This window comes from Moorena sp. SIO4A1, from assembly GCF_010672065.1.
Taxonomy (GTDB): domain Bacteria; phylum Cyanobacteriota; class Cyanobacteriia; order Cyanobacteriales; family Coleofasciculaceae; genus Moorena.
The window spans coordinates 24,891-42,455 of the sequence record NZ_JAAHHX010000057.1 but is presented as its reverse complement, the minus strand read 5'-3'; the positions used below and the strand labels follow the sequence as shown (position 1 = coordinate 42,455).

Annotated in this window: 24 protein-coding genes, 1 tRNA gene and 1 pseudogene; 11 read left to right on the top strand and 15 right to left on the bottom strand. The window is 44.8% G+C overall.

The genetic code is table 11. The features are described 5' to 3' along the window. Positions 1-262: 262 nt before the first annotated feature. Complete coding sequence (locus F6K53_RS27635) at positions 263-517, top strand: hypothetical protein (protein WP_293023148.1); 255 nt, start codon at positions 263-265, stop codon at positions 515-517. Between the two features lie 424 nt (positions 518-941). Here F6K53_RS27635 and F6K53_RS27630 read toward each other — a convergent pair whose 3' ends face one another. Next, a complete protein-coding gene (locus F6K53_RS27630; protein WP_293082863.1) occupies positions 942-1,178 on the bottom strand; it encodes a hypothetical protein in 237 nt (78 codons plus the stop codon). Positions 1,179-1,192: 14 nt separating this feature from the next. Next, entirely contained in the window at positions 1,193-1,384 is a 192-nt protein-coding gene (locus tag F6K53_RS27625) for a hypothetical protein (protein ID WP_293082860.1), read from the bottom strand. Positions 1,385-1,510: 126 nt separating this feature from the next. Here F6K53_RS27625 and F6K53_RS27620 point away from each other — a divergent pair, with 126 nt between their 5' ends. Next, positions 1,511-2,083 carry a Uma2 family endonuclease gene (locus F6K53_RS27620; RefSeq protein WP_293071460.1) on the top strand — a complete coding sequence of 191 codons (573 nt, stop codon included), beginning with the start codon at positions 1,511-1,513 and terminating at the stop codon, positions 2,081-2,083. Positions 2,084-2,097: 14 nt separating this feature from the next. Here the strand turns inward: F6K53_RS27620 and F6K53_RS27615 are convergent, their stop codons facing one another. The 3 genes from F6K53_RS27615 to F6K53_RS27605 form a co-directional block, all read right to left on the bottom strand. Continuing rightward, the gene (locus F6K53_RS27615; RefSeq protein ID WP_293071470.1) at positions 2,098-2,778 is read right to left on the bottom strand and encodes a Uma2 family endonuclease; all 681 of its coding nucleotides are present in this window, start codon (positions 2,776-2,778) and stop codon (positions 2,098-2,100) included. Between the two features lie 235 nt (positions 2,779-3,013). After that, positions 3,014-3,847: a Uma2 family endonuclease gene (locus tag F6K53_RS27610; protein ID WP_293071461.1), complete on the bottom strand. Its 834-nt coding sequence runs from the start codon at positions 3,845-3,847 to the stop codon at positions 3,014-3,016. 98 nt (positions 3,848-3,945) lie between these two features. Beyond that, positions 3,946-4,104, bottom strand: coding sequence for a hypothetical protein (locus tag F6K53_RS27605; RefSeq protein WP_293071462.1), 159 nt, complete (start codon positions 4,102-4,104; stop codon positions 3,946-3,948). Between the two features lie 290 nt (positions 4,105-4,394). Between F6K53_RS27605 and F6K53_RS27600 the strand changes: the two genes are divergently transcribed. Then, positions 4,395-4,967 (top strand): Uma2 family endonuclease, encoded by a 573-nt coding sequence (locus F6K53_RS27600; protein ID WP_293047888.1) that lies wholly within the window; start codon positions 4,395-4,397, stop codon positions 4,965-4,967. A 342-nt stretch (positions 4,968-5,309) separates the two neighbouring features. On the opposite strand, the gene F6K53_RS27595 is transcribed toward F6K53_RS27600, so the two are convergent. Continuing rightward, positions 5,310-5,462 (bottom strand): hypothetical protein, encoded by a 153-nt coding sequence (locus F6K53_RS27595; protein WP_198954250.1) that lies wholly within the window; start codon positions 5,460-5,462, stop codon positions 5,310-5,312. A gap of 51 nt (positions 5,463-5,513) precedes the next feature. On the opposite strand from F6K53_RS27595, the gene F6K53_RS27590 reads away from it, so the two are divergent. Next, positions 5,514-7,349, top strand: a complete 1,836-nt coding sequence (locus F6K53_RS27590) for an aspartate kinase (protein ID WP_293071463.1) — start codon at positions 5,514-5,516, stop codon at positions 7,347-7,349. A gap of 4 nt (positions 7,350-7,353) precedes the next feature. Here the strand turns inward: F6K53_RS27590 and F6K53_RS27585 are convergent, their stop codons facing one another. The 3 genes and pseudogenes from F6K53_RS27585 to F6K53_RS27575 all read right to left on the bottom strand — a co-directional run. After that, entirely contained in the window at positions 7,354-7,722 is a 369-nt protein-coding gene (locus tag F6K53_RS27585; RefSeq protein ID WP_293071464.1) for a hypothetical protein, read from the bottom strand. Positions 7,723-7,768: 46 nt separating this feature from the next. Further along, positions 7,769-8,353 carry a biopolymer transporter ExbD gene (locus F6K53_RS27580; RefSeq protein ID WP_293023180.1) on the bottom strand — a complete coding sequence of 195 codons (585 nt, stop codon included), beginning with the start codon at positions 8,351-8,353 and terminating at the stop codon, positions 7,769-7,771. A gap of 45 nt (positions 8,354-8,398) precedes the next feature. Then, positions 8,399-9,007: pseudogene (locus F6K53_RS27575) on the bottom strand (MotA/TolQ/ExbB proton channel family protein); the annotation flags it as partial. Positions 9,008-9,360: 353 nt separating this feature from the next. Here F6K53_RS27575 and F6K53_RS27570 point away from each other — a divergent pair. Both F6K53_RS27570 and F6K53_RS27565 read left to right on the top strand, forming a co-directional pair. Continuing rightward, positions 9,361-9,681: a hypothetical protein gene (locus tag F6K53_RS27570; RefSeq protein ID WP_293082857.1), complete on the top strand. Its 321-nt coding sequence runs from the start codon at positions 9,361-9,363 to the stop codon at positions 9,679-9,681. A gap of 187 nt (positions 9,682-9,868) precedes the next feature. Next, positions 9,869-10,165, top strand: coding sequence for a YkvA family protein (locus F6K53_RS27565; RefSeq protein WP_075897075.1), 297 nt, complete (start codon positions 9,869-9,871; stop codon positions 10,163-10,165). Here F6K53_RS27565 and F6K53_RS27560 read toward each other — a convergent pair. Together F6K53_RS27560 and F6K53_RS27555 are read right to left on the bottom strand one after the other, a co-directional pair. Continuing rightward, the gene (locus F6K53_RS27560) at positions 10,162-10,416 is read right to left on the bottom strand and encodes a hypothetical protein (protein ID WP_293082854.1); all 255 of its coding nucleotides are present in this window, start codon (positions 10,414-10,416) and stop codon (positions 10,162-10,164) included. The two genes, F6K53_RS27565 and F6K53_RS27560, sit on opposite strands and share 4 nt — an antisense overlap. Positions 10,417-10,426: 10 nt before the next feature. Next, positions 10,427-10,499: transfer RNA gene (locus F6K53_RS27555), tRNA-His, on the bottom strand. A 249-nt stretch (positions 10,500-10,748) separates the two neighbouring features. Between F6K53_RS27555 and F6K53_RS27550 the strand changes: the two genes are divergently transcribed. The 4 genes from F6K53_RS27550 (at position 10,749) to F6K53_RS27535 (ending at position 14,104) form a co-directional block, all read left to right on the top strand. Then, positions 10,749-11,135: a DUF4359 domain-containing protein gene (locus F6K53_RS27550; RefSeq protein ID WP_293023185.1), complete on the top strand. Its 387-nt coding sequence runs from the start codon at positions 10,749-10,751 to the stop codon at positions 11,133-11,135. Positions 11,136-11,148: 13 nt separating this feature from the next. Beyond that, positions 11,149-12,003 (top strand): sugar kinase, encoded by an 855-nt coding sequence (locus F6K53_RS27545; protein WP_293082851.1) that lies wholly within the window; start codon positions 11,149-11,151, stop codon positions 12,001-12,003. A 101-nt stretch (positions 12,004-12,104) separates the two neighbouring features. Beyond that, positions 12,105-13,154 (top strand): alpha/beta fold hydrolase, encoded by a 1,050-nt coding sequence (locus tag F6K53_RS27540; protein WP_293082848.1) that lies wholly within the window; start codon positions 12,105-12,107, stop codon positions 13,152-13,154. Positions 13,155-13,201: 47 nt separating this feature from the next. Continuing rightward, positions 13,202-14,104 (top strand): ChaN family lipoprotein, encoded by a 903-nt coding sequence (locus F6K53_RS27535; protein WP_293023191.1) that lies wholly within the window; start codon positions 13,202-13,204, stop codon positions 14,102-14,104. A 216-nt stretch (positions 14,105-14,320) separates the two neighbouring features. Here F6K53_RS27535 and F6K53_RS27530 read toward each other — a convergent pair whose 3' ends face one another. Beyond that, positions 14,321-15,181, bottom strand: a complete 861-nt coding sequence (locus tag F6K53_RS27530; RefSeq protein ID WP_366511370.1) for an inositol monophosphatase family protein — start codon at positions 15,179-15,181, stop codon at positions 14,321-14,323. 261 nt (positions 15,182-15,442) lie between these two features. On the opposite strand from F6K53_RS27530, the gene F6K53_RS27525 reads away from it, so the two are divergent. Continuing rightward, the gene (locus F6K53_RS27525) at positions 15,443-15,871 is read left to right on the top strand and encodes a hypothetical protein (RefSeq protein WP_293023690.1); all 429 of its coding nucleotides are present in this window, start codon (positions 15,443-15,445) and stop codon (positions 15,869-15,871) included. 118 nt (positions 15,872-15,989) lie between these two features. Here the strand turns inward: F6K53_RS27525 and F6K53_RS27520 are convergent, their stop codons facing one another. The 3 genes from F6K53_RS27520 to F6K53_RS27510 all read right to left on the bottom strand — a co-directional run bounded on the left by F6K53_RS27520 (position 15,990) and on the right by F6K53_RS27510 (position 17,395). Then, complete coding sequence (locus F6K53_RS27520; RefSeq protein WP_293023693.1) at positions 15,990-16,280, bottom strand: cupin domain-containing protein; 291 nt, start codon at positions 16,278-16,280, stop codon at positions 15,990-15,992. Positions 16,281-16,402: 122 nt separating this feature from the next. After that, positions 16,403-17,020: a hypothetical protein gene (locus F6K53_RS27515; RefSeq protein WP_293023696.1), complete on the bottom strand. Its 618-nt coding sequence runs from the start codon at positions 17,018-17,020 to the stop codon at positions 16,403-16,405. 27 nt (positions 17,021-17,047) lie between these two features. Then, positions 17,048-17,395 (bottom strand): hypothetical protein, encoded by a 348-nt coding sequence (locus tag F6K53_RS27510; protein WP_293073408.1) that lies wholly within the window; start codon positions 17,393-17,395, stop codon positions 17,048-17,050. Between the last annotated feature and the right edge of the window lie 170 nt (positions 17,396-17,565).

Here is a 17,565-nt window from a genome sequence, read left to right as displayed (position 1 = left end):
CCCTTAATAAGGGGGACTTTGAGGTGGAAAAGCGTACCTGATAACTGCGAGAAAAGAGTAGCTTTTTCGAGACGTTCAATAGAGCGTCTCTAATTTTTAGGGCTTACGAATTTGCCCCCTAAATCCCCCAATTCTGGGGGACTTTAACTCAACTTAGCGGTGGGCGAAATTTGCTGTAAAAAAAATTTCTAAAAACCCTTGACAACTACAATTATAATAGTTATGATTATCATATACTAACAACAAGCAAAAGGTGACCATTATGGATTCCGAATTTCGCCCAAACCCAGAGACTAATCCCGAGGATATAACTCCTAGTAATAATCCTCAAGAATCCTTTCCAAAAAAATACCCGGTTCAGCATATTTTGAAGGGGTCTCGCAAGGCCATAATCAACACCATGCATACTCTCCATGTAGTGGGTTATGCGGAAATTGTCGAGTGGACTCCTCTGCAGCCGACGGGACTTCCTGGAGAATTTATTACGATGATGACGAAATACTTAACTCTGGGTTAAGCTATTAACTTGCTGGGGGGCAAAGCCCCCTGGCAAAACCATCGGGTTTGCTCCCATGGGAGCATGTCTGGAATGGTGCGAAATCTGAATTACATAAGGTTAGTAAACAGCTAGAGAAAATGTCGCAGAGTCTACCAAAAAATCTTACTGCTTATTTGTTAGACTTAAATTAGGGTAACACCGACAGGGATTATTATGTAACTTAAATTAAAGCCGAAAACCAAGGGTTTAATAGTTGCGCTCTCTATCCCGGTGGAACCAACTTTGTTGACATTTTTATGGCGCTCGTGGGATATTCCTGAGAGCTTTGGGAGATACCCCCTGGATGTGAAAGCATCTTGCATTGGCGGGCTAAAGTTTATCTTGGTAGACTTTGGTAGCTAAAAAGTATCGGTTCATCTGGCCGTGGATAGTATTTCTGCGGCTATTTTTTTTGTAAGGGAGTAGGGAGTAGGGAGTAGGGAGTAGGGAGTAGGGAGTAGGGAGTAAGGAGTAGGGAGTAGGGAGTAGGGAGTAGGGAGTAGGGAGTAGGGAGTAGGGAGTAGGGAAATGCGATCGCATAAGCGCGGAAGCTGAGGCCATAGGCCACGCTTTGCGTTCGCGTAGCGTCGGCTTTGCCGAAACGCTTCCGGAGCGTAGCGTGACCAAAGGTCAATCGCATTTCCTGACTTTATTTTACTGTTTGGTTATATGTTTTTTTATTTGGGCTGGGTAGTGATGAGGCGTTCGCATAAGCGCGGAAGCTGAGGCCATAGGCCACGCTTTGCGTTCGCGTAGCGTCGGCTTTGCCGAAACGCTTCCGGAGCGTAGCGTGACCATTCGCGTTCGCGCAGCTTGGCCTATGGCCAAGCGTGGCCCAAAGGCCAAGGTCAATCACTAAAACAACTCTATAGCGTCAAGTATAATTATCTATACTTATAATCTACAGTCAAGTTTCTTCTCCCTACTCCCTACTCCCGACTCCCGACTCCCGACTCCCTTTCCTAAACAATCATGACTTCCTTAACCCTTGATTTCCAATCAATTAACCTTACCGACGAGCAATTTTTCCAGCTTTGTCAAGACAACCATGATTTAAAATTTGAACGCAATGCTAATGGAGATTTAATTATTATGTCACCTACTGGCGGCAGCACAGGAAACCGTAATCTAGAAATAGGCTACCAACTTCAAGGCTGGAGCCGTCAAAACAAGTTGGGAATTGCTTTCGATTCTTCCACTGGTTTTAAACTCCCCAATGGTGCCGACCGTTCTCCGGATGCATCTTGGATACCATTACAAAGCTGGAATAGTTTAACTCCTCAACAGCAAGAGAAATTTTTGCCCCTATGTCCTGACTTTGTGATTGAATTACGTTCTCCTAGTGATACCTTAACAGCAATTCGAAAAAAAATGGAAGAATACCGAGACAATGGCACTCGTTTAGGTTGGTTGATTAATCGCAAAGAGCGACAAGTCGAAATTTATCGACCAAGTAAAGAGGTTGAAGTTTTAGAGTCTCCCACTCGTTTATCGGGAGAAGAAGTTTTGCCTGGTTTTGTGCTGTATCTTGATTTAATTTGGTGAAAGCTTAAAAGCAGTCAAAGCTCAAAATCCTCTGGATCTATCCCTTTCGCTTTCAATTGTTCCAGCAATGATTGCATACGACTTCTTTCTTGATCTAGAGCTTTCTCCGCTTGCTCTTTGAGTTCAACAATTTCCAAATAGCTCGCAAACCGCTCACCATTAGGATAATACAGTACCAATTCTGACTCTACTAACTCAAAGGTAATTCCTAAACGGGGACTAACCCAAGCATGCATCTGGGGGATTGGTTCTAAGGTTTCTCCTGAACGCAACCAGCCTTTTAGTGTTGTCCGATTTGGATCATAGATATAGTACTCTTCTACTTTATGGTTTTGGTAAAACTTGAGTTTATCCTCTTCTAATTCTTTGATAGTGTTTGTGTGTGAGGCTATTTCAAAAACTACCTGGGGATTAATGTTATCTTCAACCCAAGTTTTGTAAGAACGCCGATGCCCTTTCGGTCTACCGATCACCACCATCACATCCGGTGCTTGGTTAATTTTTGGTTGTCCTTCTACTGGATACCACAACAAATCTCCCGCTACAAGCACATTGGGGTCATCTTTAAATCTAAGGTCTAGGCCAGACTTAATGGTAGTAATTAGTTCAAATTGAAGAGTATTGTCCGCCAAAGGTTTGCCGTCACTTTCGGGATAAAAACTATCATCAGTAGTTGGCTGTAGCTGCTGAACCATTGTAAAACGTTTACCTGAGCTGATAATGAAGAATAGGGAGCAGGGAATCGGGAATCGGGAATCGGGAAAATCGAGCAACTCGTTCCAATTTATTGATGATAAACTCAGTGCATCTCCTACCTTTTGGTGGTGCGTTACGGGGCTACTGGCTACGACCTTGAATATCATGGCAATCCCTCCCCTAACGCACCCTACACCTGACTTCTGACTTCTAACTTCTGACTTGCGCGTAGCGCTATACTTGATCAGGATCTACTCCCATAGCTCGTAAACGAGCAGCCAGTTGCTCAGCTCGTTGTTGAGCTTGAGCTGCTTCTTGTTGAGCTTGGGTAGCTTGTTGTTGAGCTTGGATAGCTTGTTGTTGAGCTTGGGTAGCTTGTTGTTGAGCTTGAGCTGCTTGTTGTTGAGCTTGAGCTGCTTGTTGTTGAGCTTGCACTGCTATTTCTTCAGCAGTAGGTAGCACAATTCCCTCTAAAGTAGCCCAACGTAACCAAGTAGTATCAACATTATTTTTATAGACCCCTTGCCAACGGACTAAGGCTAATCCTAACCTTTCGCTAATTAGTCGTCCTTCTTCATCTTCAGTTAAAGGCTGATAGACGCCATTGTGCAACCTAAATCCGGCAAAATCCTCTGGATTAAACGGGTCGTACCAAAAATATTCTGGTACTCTGACTTGGTCTTGATAAACTACTTTTTTAGTAGTTTTATCCGTGTTAGCTGTACTGTCAGAAATTAGCTCAATAATCACATCAGGTGCTTTACCTTCTTCCCAAACTACCCAACTTAGTCGTTCGGCTTTGGGAACTCCAAGCACTACAAATACATCCGGACCTCGGAAGTCTTGATTCTTAATTTGTTCTGTACTGAAATAAAGAAACATATTACCCCCAAAATAGCCATCCTCCCGCTGGGCTAACCAAGGGTATAACGGGTCAGTCAGCAATTCCATCTGAAGTTTATGTCGTTCCGTTTCCATGGGAATACCGTCATCACAAGGAAGTTCATATTGAGTTGGCGGTATAGGAGGAGTATTAGGCACAACAGCAGAGGTCATAGTTTTAGACATAGTGGTGGTATTTCCTACTCAAATTTAACGCCTATCGCTAAGGTATCGTTGAAACTCGCCAAAAAACCCAGCCGTTGGTTCTGTCTTTTTTGACCAAACTATGGTATTGGAGTTGCTACACTATAGCGGTTTTCAATTTGGTGAGGTACAACTTTTAGGGAACAGGGAACAGGGAACAGGGAACAGGGAGCAGGGAGCAGGGAGCAGGGAGCAGGGAGCAGGGAGCAGGGAGTAGGAAGCAGAGGGACTTTTGGCAACTTTACACAAGTTAATACTGTGAGGTTTATTTTTGTCCAGGTACCTACACTAGCTATTCTATTAGTAGTCAATTTTTAGAGGACAACATCGGAATAGTTTAGGGTCGCAAAGGTCAATCGCTAAAACAATTCTATAGCGTTAATTATAATTATAAAATACACTTAGGTTTCTACTCCCTACTCCCTACTCCCTACTCCCTACTCCCTACTCCCTACTCCCTACTCCCTACTCCCTACTCCCTACTCCCTACTCCCTACTCCCTACTCCCCACTCCCTTTCCTAAACAATCATGAGCACTTTAACCCTTGATCTCCAATCAATTAACCTTACCGACGAGCAATTTTTCCAGCTTTGTCAAGACAACGACGATTTAAAATTTGAACGCAATGCTAATGGAGATTTAATTATTATGTCACCTACTGGCGGCAGCACAGGAAACCGTAATCTAGAAATAGGCTACCAACTTCAAGCCTGGAGTCGTCAAAACAAGTTGGGAATTGCTTTCGATTCTTCCACTGGTTTTAAACTCCCCAATGGAGCAGACCGTTCTCCCGATGCTTCTTGGATACCCTTAGCACGCTGGAATAGTTTAACTCCTCAACAGCAAGAGAAATTTTTGCCCCTATGTCCTGACTTTGTGATTGAGTTACGTTCTCCTAGTGATCCCATAACAGCAATTCGAAAAAAAATGGAAGAATACCGAGACAATGGCACTCGTTTAGGTTGGTTGATTAATCGTAAAGAGCGACAATTGGAAATTTATCGACCAAGTAGAGATGTTGAAGTTTTAGAGTCTCCCAGTAGTTTATCGGGAGAAGAAGTTTTGCCTGGTTTTGTGTTGTATCTTGATTTAATTTGGTGAAGGTTTCTAAGCAGTCAGCGGTCAGCGGTCAGTAGTCAGCGGTCAGCGGTCAGCGGTCAGCTATCTTGCTTTAAACCTGTATGGTCTTTTTTTTTATGTCCAATAAAACTCCGGATATCTTTTGCATTTTGCCTCTTGCCTCTTGCATTTTTCGGCAATCGATGACTTGACAACCCAGATACAAAAGCTGATTGCTGAAAGCTGATTGCTGAAAGCTGAATGCTTCCCTAGAAACAAGAGACTGAAAAAATTTTTGTTTGTTGACAATTATTGATGATTTTGTTAACGTATCCAGGGAATTACGATGTAAGCAGTCAGTAGTCAGCGGTCAGCTTATTTTATTCAAAAGCACCGATAAGTAGCGTGGCGACAAGCCTTTGGCTGTGCCCGTAGCCCATCAGCTGATACCTGACGGCTAATAGCTGATAGCTGATAGCTGATAGCTGACGGCTGATAGCTGACGGCTGATAGCTGATAGCTTACATTACGATTCACTCAATCCTGGAAACGGGAGTCAAACAAAAAAACAAATAGTGGAATAAGCTTATGGCGCTAGTTGTCCAAAAATACGGTGGTACCTCGGTGGGCTCTGTGGAACGCATACAAGCCGTTGCCCAGCGAATTCTCAAAACAGTCCAACAAAACAATTCCGTGGTAGTGGTGGTGTCCGCTATGGGTAAGACTACCGATGGTTTGGTACAACTAGCGAAAGCCATATCCCCTAATCCCTGTCGTCGGGAAATGGATATGCTGCTATCCACCGGTGAGCAAGTGTCCATTGCTCTATTATCCATGGCCCTACAGGAATTAGAGCAACCAGCTATTTCCCTCACTGGCGCTCAAGTGGGTATTGTAACAGAAGCTAAGCACAGTAGCGCTAGGATTCTGCAAATCGAAACCCAGCGATTGGAGCGATGTTTGAACGACGGGAAAGTTGTAGTCGTTGCTGGTTTCCAGGGCATCACCAGCACTGATGAATTAGAAATCACTACCCTAGGTCGGGGTGGCTCTGATACTTCAGCCGTAGCCCTAGCCGCAGCACTGGGGGCATCTCGGTGTGAAATTTATACCGATGTACCGGGGATATTAACCACTGACCCCCGGATCGTACCGGATGCTCAACTGATGCCAGAAATTACCGCTGATGAAATGCTGGAATTAGCTAGCTTAGGGGCAAAAGTCCTCCATCCCCGTGCCGTAGAAATTGCACGCAACTATGGCTTAACCTTAGTAGTCCTATCCAGCTGGAGCGATGAACCTGGCACTAGGGTAATTTCCCCAAGCTCTCCCCCCCGTTCCTTAGAGGGGTTAGAAATTGCTCGACCAGTCAATAGCGTAGAATATGACACCGACCAGGCAAAAATAGCCCTATTACGAGTGCCCGATTCCCCTGGTGTAGCAGCACGGTTGTTTGGTGAAATTGCAGTTCAAGACCTAGATGTAGATTTGATTATCCAGTCCATTCACGAACAGAATACTAATGATATTGCCTTTACCGTCAATACCCCTATGATCAATCGAGCGGAAGCAGTAGCCGAAGCCATTGCTCCCGCCCTGCGTCGCCAAACCACCCCCGATACCCAAGAAGCAGAAGTAATGGTCGGTAGGGATATTGCTAAAGTCTCGATCACTGGAGCAGGGATGATTGGACGTCCTGGGGTTGCAGCTCAGATGTTCCAGGCTTTAGCCCATGCCGGTGTCAACATTGAGATGATTTCCACCTCCGAAATCAAAGTCAGCTGTGTGATTGATGCCCTCGAATGCGATCGCGCGATCGCGGCCTTGTGTAACTGTTTCGATATCAACAATACCCCCATTCATCTACCCATTCGAGATCAAGCAGCAGATAGTGACCACTCCAGCGAGATCACCCATCCCCCCGTTCGAGGTGTAGCCCTAGACATCAAGCAAGCCCGTCTAGCCATTCGTCAAATTCCCGATCGTCCAGGCATGGCAGCCAAGATATTTGGAACCTTGGCAGAGCACAATATTAGTATTGATATGATTATCCAGTCCCAACGCTGTCGAATCATTAATGGAATTGCCACCAGGGATCTTGCCTTCACAGTACCTCAAGCCGAAGCAGAAATGGCTCAGAAAGCCCTACAACAGATCGCACCAGTGATTGGGTGTAGTGAAATTCTCCTGGATGCCGATATTGCCAAAGTCAGTATTGTCGGTGCTGGCATGGTTGGACAACCAGGGATCGCAGCACAAATGTTTGCTGCCCTAGCTTCGGAACAAATCAATATTCAAATGATTGCCACCTCAGAAATTAAGATTAGCTGTGTTGTTGCCCAAGACCAAGGAGTGCGAGCATTGCAAGCTATTCATAAAGCCTTTGGTCTTGCTGGAAGCCAAAAAATCGAGGTTCCAGCTTAGGACTCTAGAGAGGGGGGAGTGTGGGAAGATAGGGGGATAGGGAGATAGGGAGATAGGGAGATAGGGAGATAGGGGGATAGGGAGATAGGGGGATAGGGAGATAGGGAGATAGGGGGATAGGGGGATAGGGAGATAGGGGGATAGGGAGATAGGGAGATAGGGGGATAAACCAAAATTTCCTTTCTTGATGCAGTCGCTCATGGGGGTTCCCCCCACTCGCGCTTTGCATCAAGACAATGACTAACAATTCGTGATTCGGATATGAGGGGATGTTTCGATAAATAGGCGCGAAAATCCTGACTATTTGCCTAAAATTCTCCCCATCTCCCCATCTCCCCATCTCCCCATTTCCCCACTCTCCCCATCTCCCCATCTCCCCATCTCCCCATCTCCCCATCTCCCCACACTTACCAACAACCTTATTTATTTCCAGGCAAGAACTTTAATATGTCATTAAGAGCATCAGAGGAGTTGTTTCCAGGGGAGTTAAACTTAGGGACACCTGTTCCCGATGGCAGGGAAGGAATAAAGTCAATGGATTGACCTGAGGATCCCGGTAGAGTAGCTAGGGCTACGCGATCGCCTCCCACTTGTCGTAGCACATCCAATACCTGAACGACCTCGTTGTAACTAGCCTCCTTGGCAGCATAAAGAGCCATCAACCCATAAGGATTGGTTTGACGATATGCCTGCAGTTTCTTTTTGAACTGCTCTTGGGTTACCACTGGCTCCTGTTCAACGTAGAGTTGACCAAATTCATTAAGGCTAACCATTAAGATTTCCCGTCCTTGAGCCTTAGCAGTACTTGCCTTAGGCAAATCCACGCTCAGGGCTTGCTGGCGAGATAAAGTAACAGCTGCCAAAATGAAAAAGGTCAGAATACAAAAAATCACATCAATCAGGGGAACAATCTCAACCCGAACCTCTTCCGGCGAGCTATCCATTCGCAGTCTTAGAGGACGGACTGCCATGGGGGAAGGAGCTGAATCCTTTTTTTTCGTCATAAATTTTTCCTGTGACTAAGAGCTTTCTTCTTGTTGTAACCAATCTTGTCGATAAAGCAATTCCAACTCGCTTCCAGCTTTGCGGAACACTTTAACTTGGTTAAACCAAAAAGCCTGAAATAGTCGATAGAAAGCCAGACTGATAATCGCCACAATCAAACCTGTAGCTGTGCTAATCAGTGATTCTCCAATCCCCTGAGTCACCCCATCGGTGGAAGCTGTGCCAAGGTCACTAATGCGAATGGAACCCAATGAGTTAATCAAGCCCAACACTGTACCAAGTAATCCCAACAGTGGTGCTAGAGCAATCACAGCTTCCAGGAGTTTGTCTCCCCGTCGCATAGCAGCTAATTCATCATCCGCAGCCGACTCTAGAGCCAGTCGGAATACTTCTGGGTCAGGATTATTCAGTCGTAAAGGAGCATACAAATATCTACCGATGGGTTGTCGGCGTGACTCTAGGGCAATCTGTCTAGCAACATGCCAGCTACCAGCTGCTGCCTCTAGAACACGATTAACAATTATGCCTTCCCTCAACGCTATAGTTGCCCAAAACCAGATCCGTTCAAAGATTGTACCCATAGTCAGGATCGATAGAGCCAACAGAGGCCACATGGCGATCCCACCTTTTGCAATAAGTTCGACAATATCCACGACTTGCCCTTACTTCCAAATAACTCAGTGGTTTATCAATCTTCTATTGATTTTCAACCACTTGCCAAGAAACTGATCCTATTCTCCACGAGTTAACTGATTAGGTCAGGAAATTTACACTTGGACTTTAGCATATCCGGTACAGAGTGTCTTAGGTAGTGCGGGGAGTGTGGGGAGAAACGGGAGATGGGGAGATGGGGAGATGGGGAGATGGGGAGAAACGGGAGATGGGGAGATGGGGAGATGGGGAGATGGGGAGATGGGGAGATGGGGAAGAATTTCATTTCCATGGGGCTAAGGTCTGATCACGATAAGCAAATTCGATATTAGGTAAAGCCTCAATTTTTGGTTTCATGGTGGAATGGGCATCTTGCCCGTTTCATGGTGGAATGGGCATCTTGCCCGTTTCATGGTGGAATGGGCATCTTGCCCGTTTCATGGTGGAATGGGCATCTTGCCCGTTTCATGGTGGAATGGGCATCTTGCCCGTTTCATGGTGGAATGGGCATCTTGCCCGTTTCAACTGCCTAAATTCTAGTAAAAACTCTAATCAAACGGGTGGTTATCCCCATAGTCGGTTTCTGGAAGAATCTGGCACTATAAATAGTAGCTATAGAGTATTGAGCCATTGTTTGGTACATCAGAGCCGGAGAGTTCCCCAGTCCGGTCTATAGGAAAAACCCCTTTTGTGGTTGCTTCTAATTGGAAGAAATCTTAACAAGTGTGGCCCTTGGGGATAACGAGTTTGGCTGGTCTCGGCTTATGAGCATTTAAAACCAGTCGTTTAAACCATTAGTTGGAGGTGTGGCTTTCCTACCCACGCAACTTGGTATGGGATGAGGTATTCAGCCGCAAATTTTGATGAACAATCCAATTCAATCTTTTTACAACTGGTATCGCAACACTATCCGCCATTCCAAGTACCGCTGGTGGATCATCTTGGGAACCCTAGTTTACTTTCTTAGCCCCATTGATATTTCCCCAGACTTTATTCCCATCATTGGGCAAATTGATGATATCGCAGTTATAACCCTGCTCGTTTCAGAGCTGTCTCAGTGGCTAATTGACTTTGCCAAAGCCCGCCAAAGCGAAAAGATTGCCAATGACTCTCAAGACCCTGAAGTCAAGACTGTGGATGTAGACTCTATTGGTGTCTAGTCAATGGTCTTGAGAGGATTTAGGCAGAAGTGATTATGTGAATCTACTTCTGCATTTTTTTGGCATTGCTGAATCTTCGCGCTGAATAGGAGTAGAGTGGGCATCCTGCCCGCCTGGAAGTTGAAACAGGCAAGATGCCTGTTCCACCCCTGATGCCCCGAAGTTGAAACAGGCAAGATGCCTGTTCCACCCCTGATGCCCGGAAGTCGAAACAGGCAAGATGCCTGTTCCACGACTGATTTCCATGCCACGGACTTTTAGGGCGAACGACGGGACTCGAACCCGCGAGTGGTGGAACCACAATCCACTGCCTTAACCACTTGGCTACGCTCGCCATAATCTTACCGTTGTTTATTATAGCATCTTATTTGTTGGTTTATCAACAATCTATAAAATTTTGATGGTAATTACTCAGTCAGTCAGGAATGAATAGAGTCCTGAGGTTTGCTGACCATGGCGGCAATTGTCTTGCCCTGAGGGATTTCCATCAAACATGCAAGACGTTACCACCATTTTGCAGTTAACCTGGAACTCGAAGGCTTGATAGGCATCGTAATATATAATATATCGTTAAAAAATTCAGATGAAGATTTCACAGGTTGTCACCGCTTTTGGAACTATAGTACTTGCGGTGGTGGGAGGCTCAATGGTGGTGACCAATCCTGGACAAGCTACCTATGAAGATTATGCGGTTGAGCAACTGAGCAAGTATCTAAAAGAAGAAGTTTGTCCCCAAGCACCGGAAACCCTAGGCAGTTTCCTGCGCCGTCAGTGTACCATACTGGTGGATACAGGACGACCCCAAATTAAGCAAGTTGTTGCCCAGACCACAAAGCGAGAAAATTTTTTGCTCTTTAGTATTTACCGCACTGACCTGGATGTTAGTACGCTGATCCCTTCATACTCCTTTGAAACTGTAGGGATCTGTCAACAATTTTACCTTTACAAGGCTGATGAAAAATCATACTAAAGGTAGTTGTTAAATGGCGAGCACTGGTCTTTTTGTGGGGATGGTTACCTTAGACCTGGTATACCTCAGCACCAACCTACCAAGCAGCAATGAAAAAATAACTGCTTCTGACTATACAGTAGCGGCTGGGGGACCAGCAACGAATGCAGCAGTAACGTTTAGCTATCTAGGGAATCTAGCTAAAATTCTCGGTGTGGTGGGAATTAATCCGATTACTCAGCTAATTCGCAGCGATTTGACCAGTCATGGCGTAATCATCGCTGACCTTGATCCAGCTAACCCCCAACCACCACCAGTATCTTCGATCATTGTTACGGAATCCACAGGCGATCGCGCAGTTATTTCGATTAATGCTACTAAAATCCAAGCCAGCAGTACACAAATACCTCAGGATTTAGACTTGATGGTGGATGTGGTGCTCATTGATGGTCATCAGATGGTGGTTAGTAATGCGATCGCAAAATTTGCCAAAACTCATCATATCCCTGTAGTCATGGATGGCGGTAGCTGGAAGCCAGGATTTGAAACAATTTTGCCCTATGTTGATTACGCCATTTGCTCAGCCAATTTCTATCCACCAGGGTGCTCTCGCCAAGAAGAGGTGATGGCTTATGTCCTAGACGCTGGGATTGATCACATTGCCATTACCCAAGGAGAAAAACCAATTCAGTATCGTAGCTTAGGAGTGTCCGGTGAAGTACCCGTACCCCAGATTCAAGCAGTAGATACCTTGGGAGCTGGGGATGTGTTTCACGGTGCCTTCTGTCACTATATTCTACAGAACGAGTTTACTGATGCCCTAGCCGCCGCAGCAAAGGTAGCTTCCAATTCCTGTCAGTTTTTTGGGACTCGTCGCTGGATGGAATAAGATATCGAAAATTAGAGCAACAAATGTTTGTCTGCCCACACCAATGGAGAACTAGAAGGGCTTATAGTCCGATGTGTAATCACAAATAGGCACGAAACCTGATGCAAGACTACCAAGCTCCCTGGTACCTAAGAAATGGCTTATTTCAAAGTATTGCTACCACTTACTGGTACGGCACGACCTGGAGTTGGTGGGGGGAAAGAGTACCTTGGCTTTCCCATTTGCCCCTGATGCCCTGGCAGGAACACATATTTACTGGTGCGGATCAGGTACCGTTGCGCGGATTGTGGAGTTGTCCTGACAATGCCAAAGGTACCCTGATTGTTAACTATGCCCTTACAGGGGATGTCGATAATGGTTGGTATAGTCGTACCCTTGCTCGTAAAGCCTACAGCAATGGTTGGGCAGTGTTAATTTATGATTGGCGCAGTAACGGACGCAGTGCACAACTATCCCCAGTCCCATCTTCTGACGGTTGGCGAGAAGGGGAAGATCAGTTGCAGCTAGCCATGCAATTAGTAAAGATGGGTTGCCCAGAACCTGTCGGTTTGGTGGGCTTTTCCATGGGAGGACAGTTGGCATTGTGGGGACTTAAGGCAGCAGTTGATAACAATTGTTCTCTGGTCAGGTTTGGAACAGTTTTGGGTCCTAATCTCGAATCGAATCGCTCCATAGATTATTTGCTATCTACGCCAATAGGACGCTTGATCGAAAAGAAGTTCACTCATAAACTCAGGAAAATATCTCAACAACGGTTAGAAAACTTTCCTGAGGCTGTCAAACCTGGTGTAGTGGAGTGCATTAACTCAATGCGGAGCTTTGACCACTATATGGTGATTGATTACTACGGGTTTGCTAGCGTTAATGAATACTATCAGAAGACTAGTGGACTTTACCTGTTGGACAGGTTAGCTTTGCCCTATTTGATCATCTATGCTGCGGATGACCCGATTTTTGACCCTACTATTATTCCAGAATTGGAAGAGCGCACGAGTAGTAATCCCTATGCCAACTTGATTTTAACTGCCCAAGGGGGTCATGTGGCTCACATTAGTACAGGCAAAGGTGATGTGGATGAATTTTGGGCTTTGAATCGGCTTTTGGAATTTTGTGATGCTCAATTAATTCCTGGCAATCCTGAATCACGTTAAGCTAAACATGACCAGTTGGATTTTTGAGTCGCTATTATCAATTTTATATGGGTACAATTACCAAAGTCGTTGTTTATTCCCTGGGACTTTTCTTTTTCTGTACTACCCCAGTTTTTGCTCAACATACTCAACATAATAGTTCAACTGCCACTAGCCAGCAACAACAGATAGAAACGGTTAATCTACTATCCCTACCGGAGGTATTACCGGAATGGAAAAAAGCCCGGGTTATCTATTTAGGAGAAACTCACAGCAGCCAAAAAGATCATGAGGCGCAGTTAGCGATTATTAAAGCACTAACCCGTGAAAATTCCAAAATTGCGATCGCAATGGAAATGTTCCAGCGCCCAGCTCAGGATATCCTCGATCAATACCTAGCAGGAGAAATCACAGAAGCTGAGTTGGTTAAGCAAAGTGAGTATGAACAACGCTGGGGCTTTCCTTGGGAATATTATGCTCCCCTAGTACGCTTTGCTAAAACTAATCAACTGCCTGTGTTAGCCTTAAATACACCTACTGAGGTCACTCGTAAAGTAGCCCGTAGGGGTTTAGAGAGTTTAACATCTGCTGAGCAGGAACATATTCCCCCATTATCGGAAATTCGCACAGATAATGCTGATTACCGCAACCTGATTCAGGGATTCTACCAACAACATCACCACGCCGGTCATAGCAATAGTCGCAACTTCGACAATTTTTTCACTGCCCAAGTGTTATGGGATGAAACCATGGCAGAGAAGATTGCTTTGTTTGCCCAAGCTAACCCCGATTATCAAGTAGTAGTGATTGCTGGGCAAGGTCATATTATCTATGGCTACGGTATACCCAGTCGGGTTGCTCGACGATTCAATAATCAGTTGGAACAAATTTCCGTTTTGTTGGGTGTTCAGTCAGAGAAACTGGCAGGAGAAAATGCGATCGCAGATTATTTATGGGAACATCTCTTTTGAATTAAGAATGTAGAATGTAGAATGTAGAATTGGGAATTTATAATGTAGAATTGGGAATTGGGAATTGGGAATTGGGAATTGGGAATTGGGAATTGGGAATTTAGAATTTAGAATTGGGAATTGGGAATTGGGAATTGGGAATTTAGAATTCTTAATTCTCCATTCTCCATGCTTAATTCTTAATTCTTAATTCTTAATTCTTAATTCTTAATTCATTCAACTTGCCTTAGCCCCCAAAAATTCTACCAAGGGCTTAAATACACTCACTAATTCCGGACGTGCTGCAACTAGAGTCGGAAAGGACCGCTGACCGTAATCTTGGCCTACTTCCAAGGGGAAAATTGGCTGAGAATCTAGGGGTACCCAAACTGCCCCAGCTGCGTGAATAATCACCCAAGCTCCAGCAAAATCCCAAATTTTAGGGGTTGCTTCCACTCCTCCTAAGGTGACACCGTTGGCAGTGGCCAGAAAGTTGTAACTGGCAACCCCTAGCATCCGAATTTTGCAGGGGAAGGGTTGCTTCATCACTGAGGTACTACGGGCGCACAGGTTGAAAAAGTGGTTTTGGCTAGGGGAATCCTGGCTGCTGTGGATGGGACGTCCATTGAGAAAAGCACCGTTTTCTACACCGCTGAGCTCCGATTTCCCCAGCCAAAAACCATGAAAAGATTGCTGGACAGGAGCAAAATGAATATAACCAAACACTGGAGTTCCCTGATACAACAAGCCTAAGGAAACCCCCCACAGGGGAATTCCTCTAGTAAAGTTGGTGGTGCCATCAAGAGGGTCAATAATCCAGCACCATTCAGACTCAGGAAATTGGTGGGATGCTTCTTCACTCAGTACGCCATGGCTGGGGAAATGAGATGCGATCGCATCTCTAATTTCTTGATCTGCCCACCTGTCCGCCTGGGTCACTAACGTACCATCCGCTTTTTCGGACCCTTGTACCTGACCAAAGTCCTGAAGGTGCCGATTCCCGACACGGTTTGTGGTGTCCTTGGCAAAGTTGAGAATATCTGTCCAAAAATCATTCATATCATGTCCGGTGGTGCGCGGTACCGGACATGATATCATGGTGTCGTTCTCCGGTAAAAACCACCCATCTACCTTAGTTTGTTGAGTTAGTTTGTGGTTTGTTTAACTCTAGACAATCCCCACAGAGCAGGTCAAAGTTGCCGAATATATTAACTATGTACTATTGCTTAAAGGTTAGTTTCCGTTGAACCTTGGCCAATAGGCCACGCTACGGAACTTGGCAACCCTTCAACTTGCCAACCTTCCCTACTCCCTACTCCCTACTCCCTACTCCCTAAAATCCAGATTGATAAATACGATATGAACTTATTCGGTAGTAATCGGCAAGACTTAGCAATACACAAGTGGCAACATCAGTTAGATCAGTTTGTTAAAGCCAATCAAAAAGAATTAGCTGCACTAGCTTGGGGGCTATTTCTGGAAAAAGGAGAAAGTGATGAGACCCTCGGACTTGACATGAAACCAAAGCCACATTTTGTTTACTGTCCTAGGGAAGCAATAGAGACCCTAAATCGTCAGGTTAATCACCAAATTCAGGAAATTTTGGGAGTGGTGGATGCTCATAAACCTGAGCAAGAAGTTTTGATTATTGGTATTGGTAATGGACAGTTGAAACTGATTCAATTTGAACCTGAACTTTCACCACCGGAGTGCTTTGAGCAAGTTGGTAAAGATGTCGATCAATTATTAGAAGAATTAGAGAAGCATATCAGTGAAACAATAAAGTAGGTATATCAAGTAGGGAGCTCAATTCTGGTTAATTACTTCGTTTTTATTCCCCCTACTCCCTACTCCCTACTCCCTACTCCCTACTCCCTAAAATCTTAGACAAAATTCCCTCAAACTTTTAGCCAAATTGATAGTGTTTTCTAACATTAGAAAGAATCTTCCAGGTGCAAGACATTCCAGCTGGGAAAGTTACCAAATCTCCTTTGGCAATTTGAACTGGTTCACCGCCATCTGGGGTGACAACTACTTCACCCTCTAGCAAGTAACAAGTTTCTGGATCATCATAAGTCCAGGGAAATTCCGAGACTTCCTTTGTCCAAATTGGCCAATTTGAGACACCTAAGTTATCAAGATGCTCTTCGCTAGGACGTTCAATCAGAATCTTATTGATATTGGTCGGTTTAGACATACTTTTGAGATTTTAACCGTTTTCAGTGGTAAGCTTTCATTTTCATCAAACCAATCAGCTAATACCCATAACCTGATAGCTGATAGCTGACGGCTGAGAGCTGACCGCTGAATGCTTACATCCTAATCATATAGGGCATCGAGCAAAAACTTGGTAATTTTACTTTCCTCCATCGTTGACAAAAGCTTAGTGTCCGCAATGTCTAACTTAGCGCCCGCAGCATGTAAATCATCATCTAAAGCCGTTAGAAAACCACGAGTAATGGGATCGTCCCCCACTTGGGCAAACATCACACCCAGTTCTTCCTGAGAATCCATCTTCTTAGTTGCTGCCACTAGCAATTTGACTAGAGCCATCCGTGGCTTTGGTTCACTATCGAGGATGACGATAATAATGTCACCGTTTGCTTTTGTCTGCTGGCGGGATTTACGGCTAAAGTGATCATCAACTGCAACTTTGAGCGGCTCAACCAGATTGATGCTGTCTGAACCATAGGGCTGCTCAAAGAGGTCAACTAATGCCTGACTAGTGGTGTTGTCATATTTTTGATAGGGAGTAGATGCAATGTAAATAGTGAGTCCGTCTGGATCGAGTTCCTCACATTTCTTTGCCAAGGCGATAATAGACTCCTGAGCTAGCAACCACTGCTTGTCTAGTCCAGGCAGGGTTCCAAAGGTTTTAGAGGCATTTCTTGCCAGAATTATGGTGTAGTCTCGGTTTTGCAATAGGTCTTGAGACACAGTTATCCTCTGATATCCATTTGAATCTTATCGTAAGTTTTCCCAGAAATCCTGATCAGAGCCAATCAGGACTTGGGAGAGTCTGGTTGAAAATGTTCTTTTTCTATAGCTAAGGAGTCGTAAAGAATTAAATTTAACTGTTAAGACTTGAGAGCTTCGGATCTCGGAATAAGGAACAGCAACGGTTTGAGTAACTTTCAGTTTCTTAACACAGTCAAAAAAAATTATAGCGTTTCTCTTAGTAATGAGATCTATAGCAATTCTAGGACTTGTGAGGTACAAATATTTAGGTTTTAGGGAGCAGGGAGTAGGGAGCAGGGAGCAGGGAGCAGGGAGCAGATAAAAGAGAAGAGGCAAGAGCCAATAGTCAAACAATTATGTGTACCTCATGAGTCCTAAAAACGTTATAGCAATTCTAAATCATTTGTAAAATCAGCAAAATCACAATTTTGGCGCTTTGTAGGCAGGGTTTACTGCAACCGTTACCCTTGCATCAATCCATAGGTCTGTTAGTTCCTATGAATCAGGGTAGGCTATTGAATTAA

Excerpts from the sequence above, each read along its gene's own strand:
- F6K53_RS27635 (WP_293023148.1), top strand. The coding sequence starts at position 263 with ATGGATTCCGAATTTCGCCCAAACCCAGAGACTAATCCCGAGGATATA.
- F6K53_RS27630 (WP_293082863.1), bottom strand. The coding sequence starts at position 1,178 with ATGCGATTGACCTTTGGTCACGCTACGCTCCGGAAGCGTTTCGGCAAA.
- F6K53_RS27620 (WP_293071460.1), top strand. The coding sequence starts at position 1,511 with ATGACTTCCTTAACCCTTGATTTCCAATCAATTAACCTTACCGACGAG.
- F6K53_RS27615 (WP_293071470.1), bottom strand. The coding sequence starts at position 2,778 with ATGGTTCAGCAGCTACAGCCAACTACTGATGATAGTTTTTATCCCGAA.
- F6K53_RS27610 (WP_293071461.1), bottom strand. The coding sequence starts at position 3,847 with ATGTCTAAAACTATGACCTCTGCTGTTGTGCCTAATACTCCTCCTATA.
- F6K53_RS27600 (WP_293047888.1), top strand. The coding sequence starts at position 4,395 with ATGAGCACTTTAACCCTTGATCTCCAATCAATTAACCTTACCGACGAG.
- F6K53_RS27590 (WP_293071463.1), top strand. The coding sequence starts at position 5,514 with ATGGCGCTAGTTGTCCAAAAATACGGTGGTACCTCGGTGGGCTCTGTG.
- F6K53_RS27585 (WP_293071464.1), bottom strand. The coding sequence starts at position 7,722 with ATGGGGAGATGGGGAGAGTGGGGAAATGGGGAGATGGGGAGATGGGGA.
- F6K53_RS27580 (WP_293023180.1), bottom strand. The coding sequence starts at position 8,353 with ATGACGAAAAAAAAGGATTCAGCTCCTTCCCCCATGGCAGTCCGTCCT.
- F6K53_RS27570 (WP_293082857.1), top strand. The coding sequence starts at position 9,361 with ATGGTGGAATGGGCATCTTGCCCGTTTCATGGTGGAATGGGCATCTTG.
- F6K53_RS27565 (WP_075897075.1), top strand. The coding sequence starts at position 9,869 with ATGAACAATCCAATTCAATCTTTTTACAACTGGTATCGCAACACTATC.
- F6K53_RS27550 (WP_293023185.1), top strand. The coding sequence starts at position 10,749 with ATGAAGATTTCACAGGTTGTCACCGCTTTTGGAACTATAGTACTTGCG.
- F6K53_RS27545 (WP_293082851.1), top strand. The coding sequence starts at position 11,149 with ATGGCGAGCACTGGTCTTTTTGTGGGGATGGTTACCTTAGACCTGGTA.
- F6K53_RS27540 (WP_293082848.1), top strand. The coding sequence starts at position 12,105 with ATGCAAGACTACCAAGCTCCCTGGTACCTAAGAAATGGCTTATTTCAA.
- F6K53_RS27535 (WP_293023191.1), top strand. The coding sequence starts at position 13,202 with ATGGGTACAATTACCAAAGTCGTTGTTTATTCCCTGGGACTTTTCTTT.
- F6K53_RS27530 (WP_366511370.1), bottom strand. The coding sequence starts at position 15,181 with ATGATATCATGTCCGGTACCGCGCACCACCGGACATGATATGAATGAT.
- F6K53_RS27525 (WP_293023690.1), top strand. The coding sequence starts at position 15,443 with ATGAACTTATTCGGTAGTAATCGGCAAGACTTAGCAATACACAAGTGG.
- F6K53_RS27520 (WP_293023693.1), bottom strand. The coding sequence starts at position 16,280 with ATGTCTAAACCGACCAATATCAATAAGATTCTGATTGAACGTCCTAGC.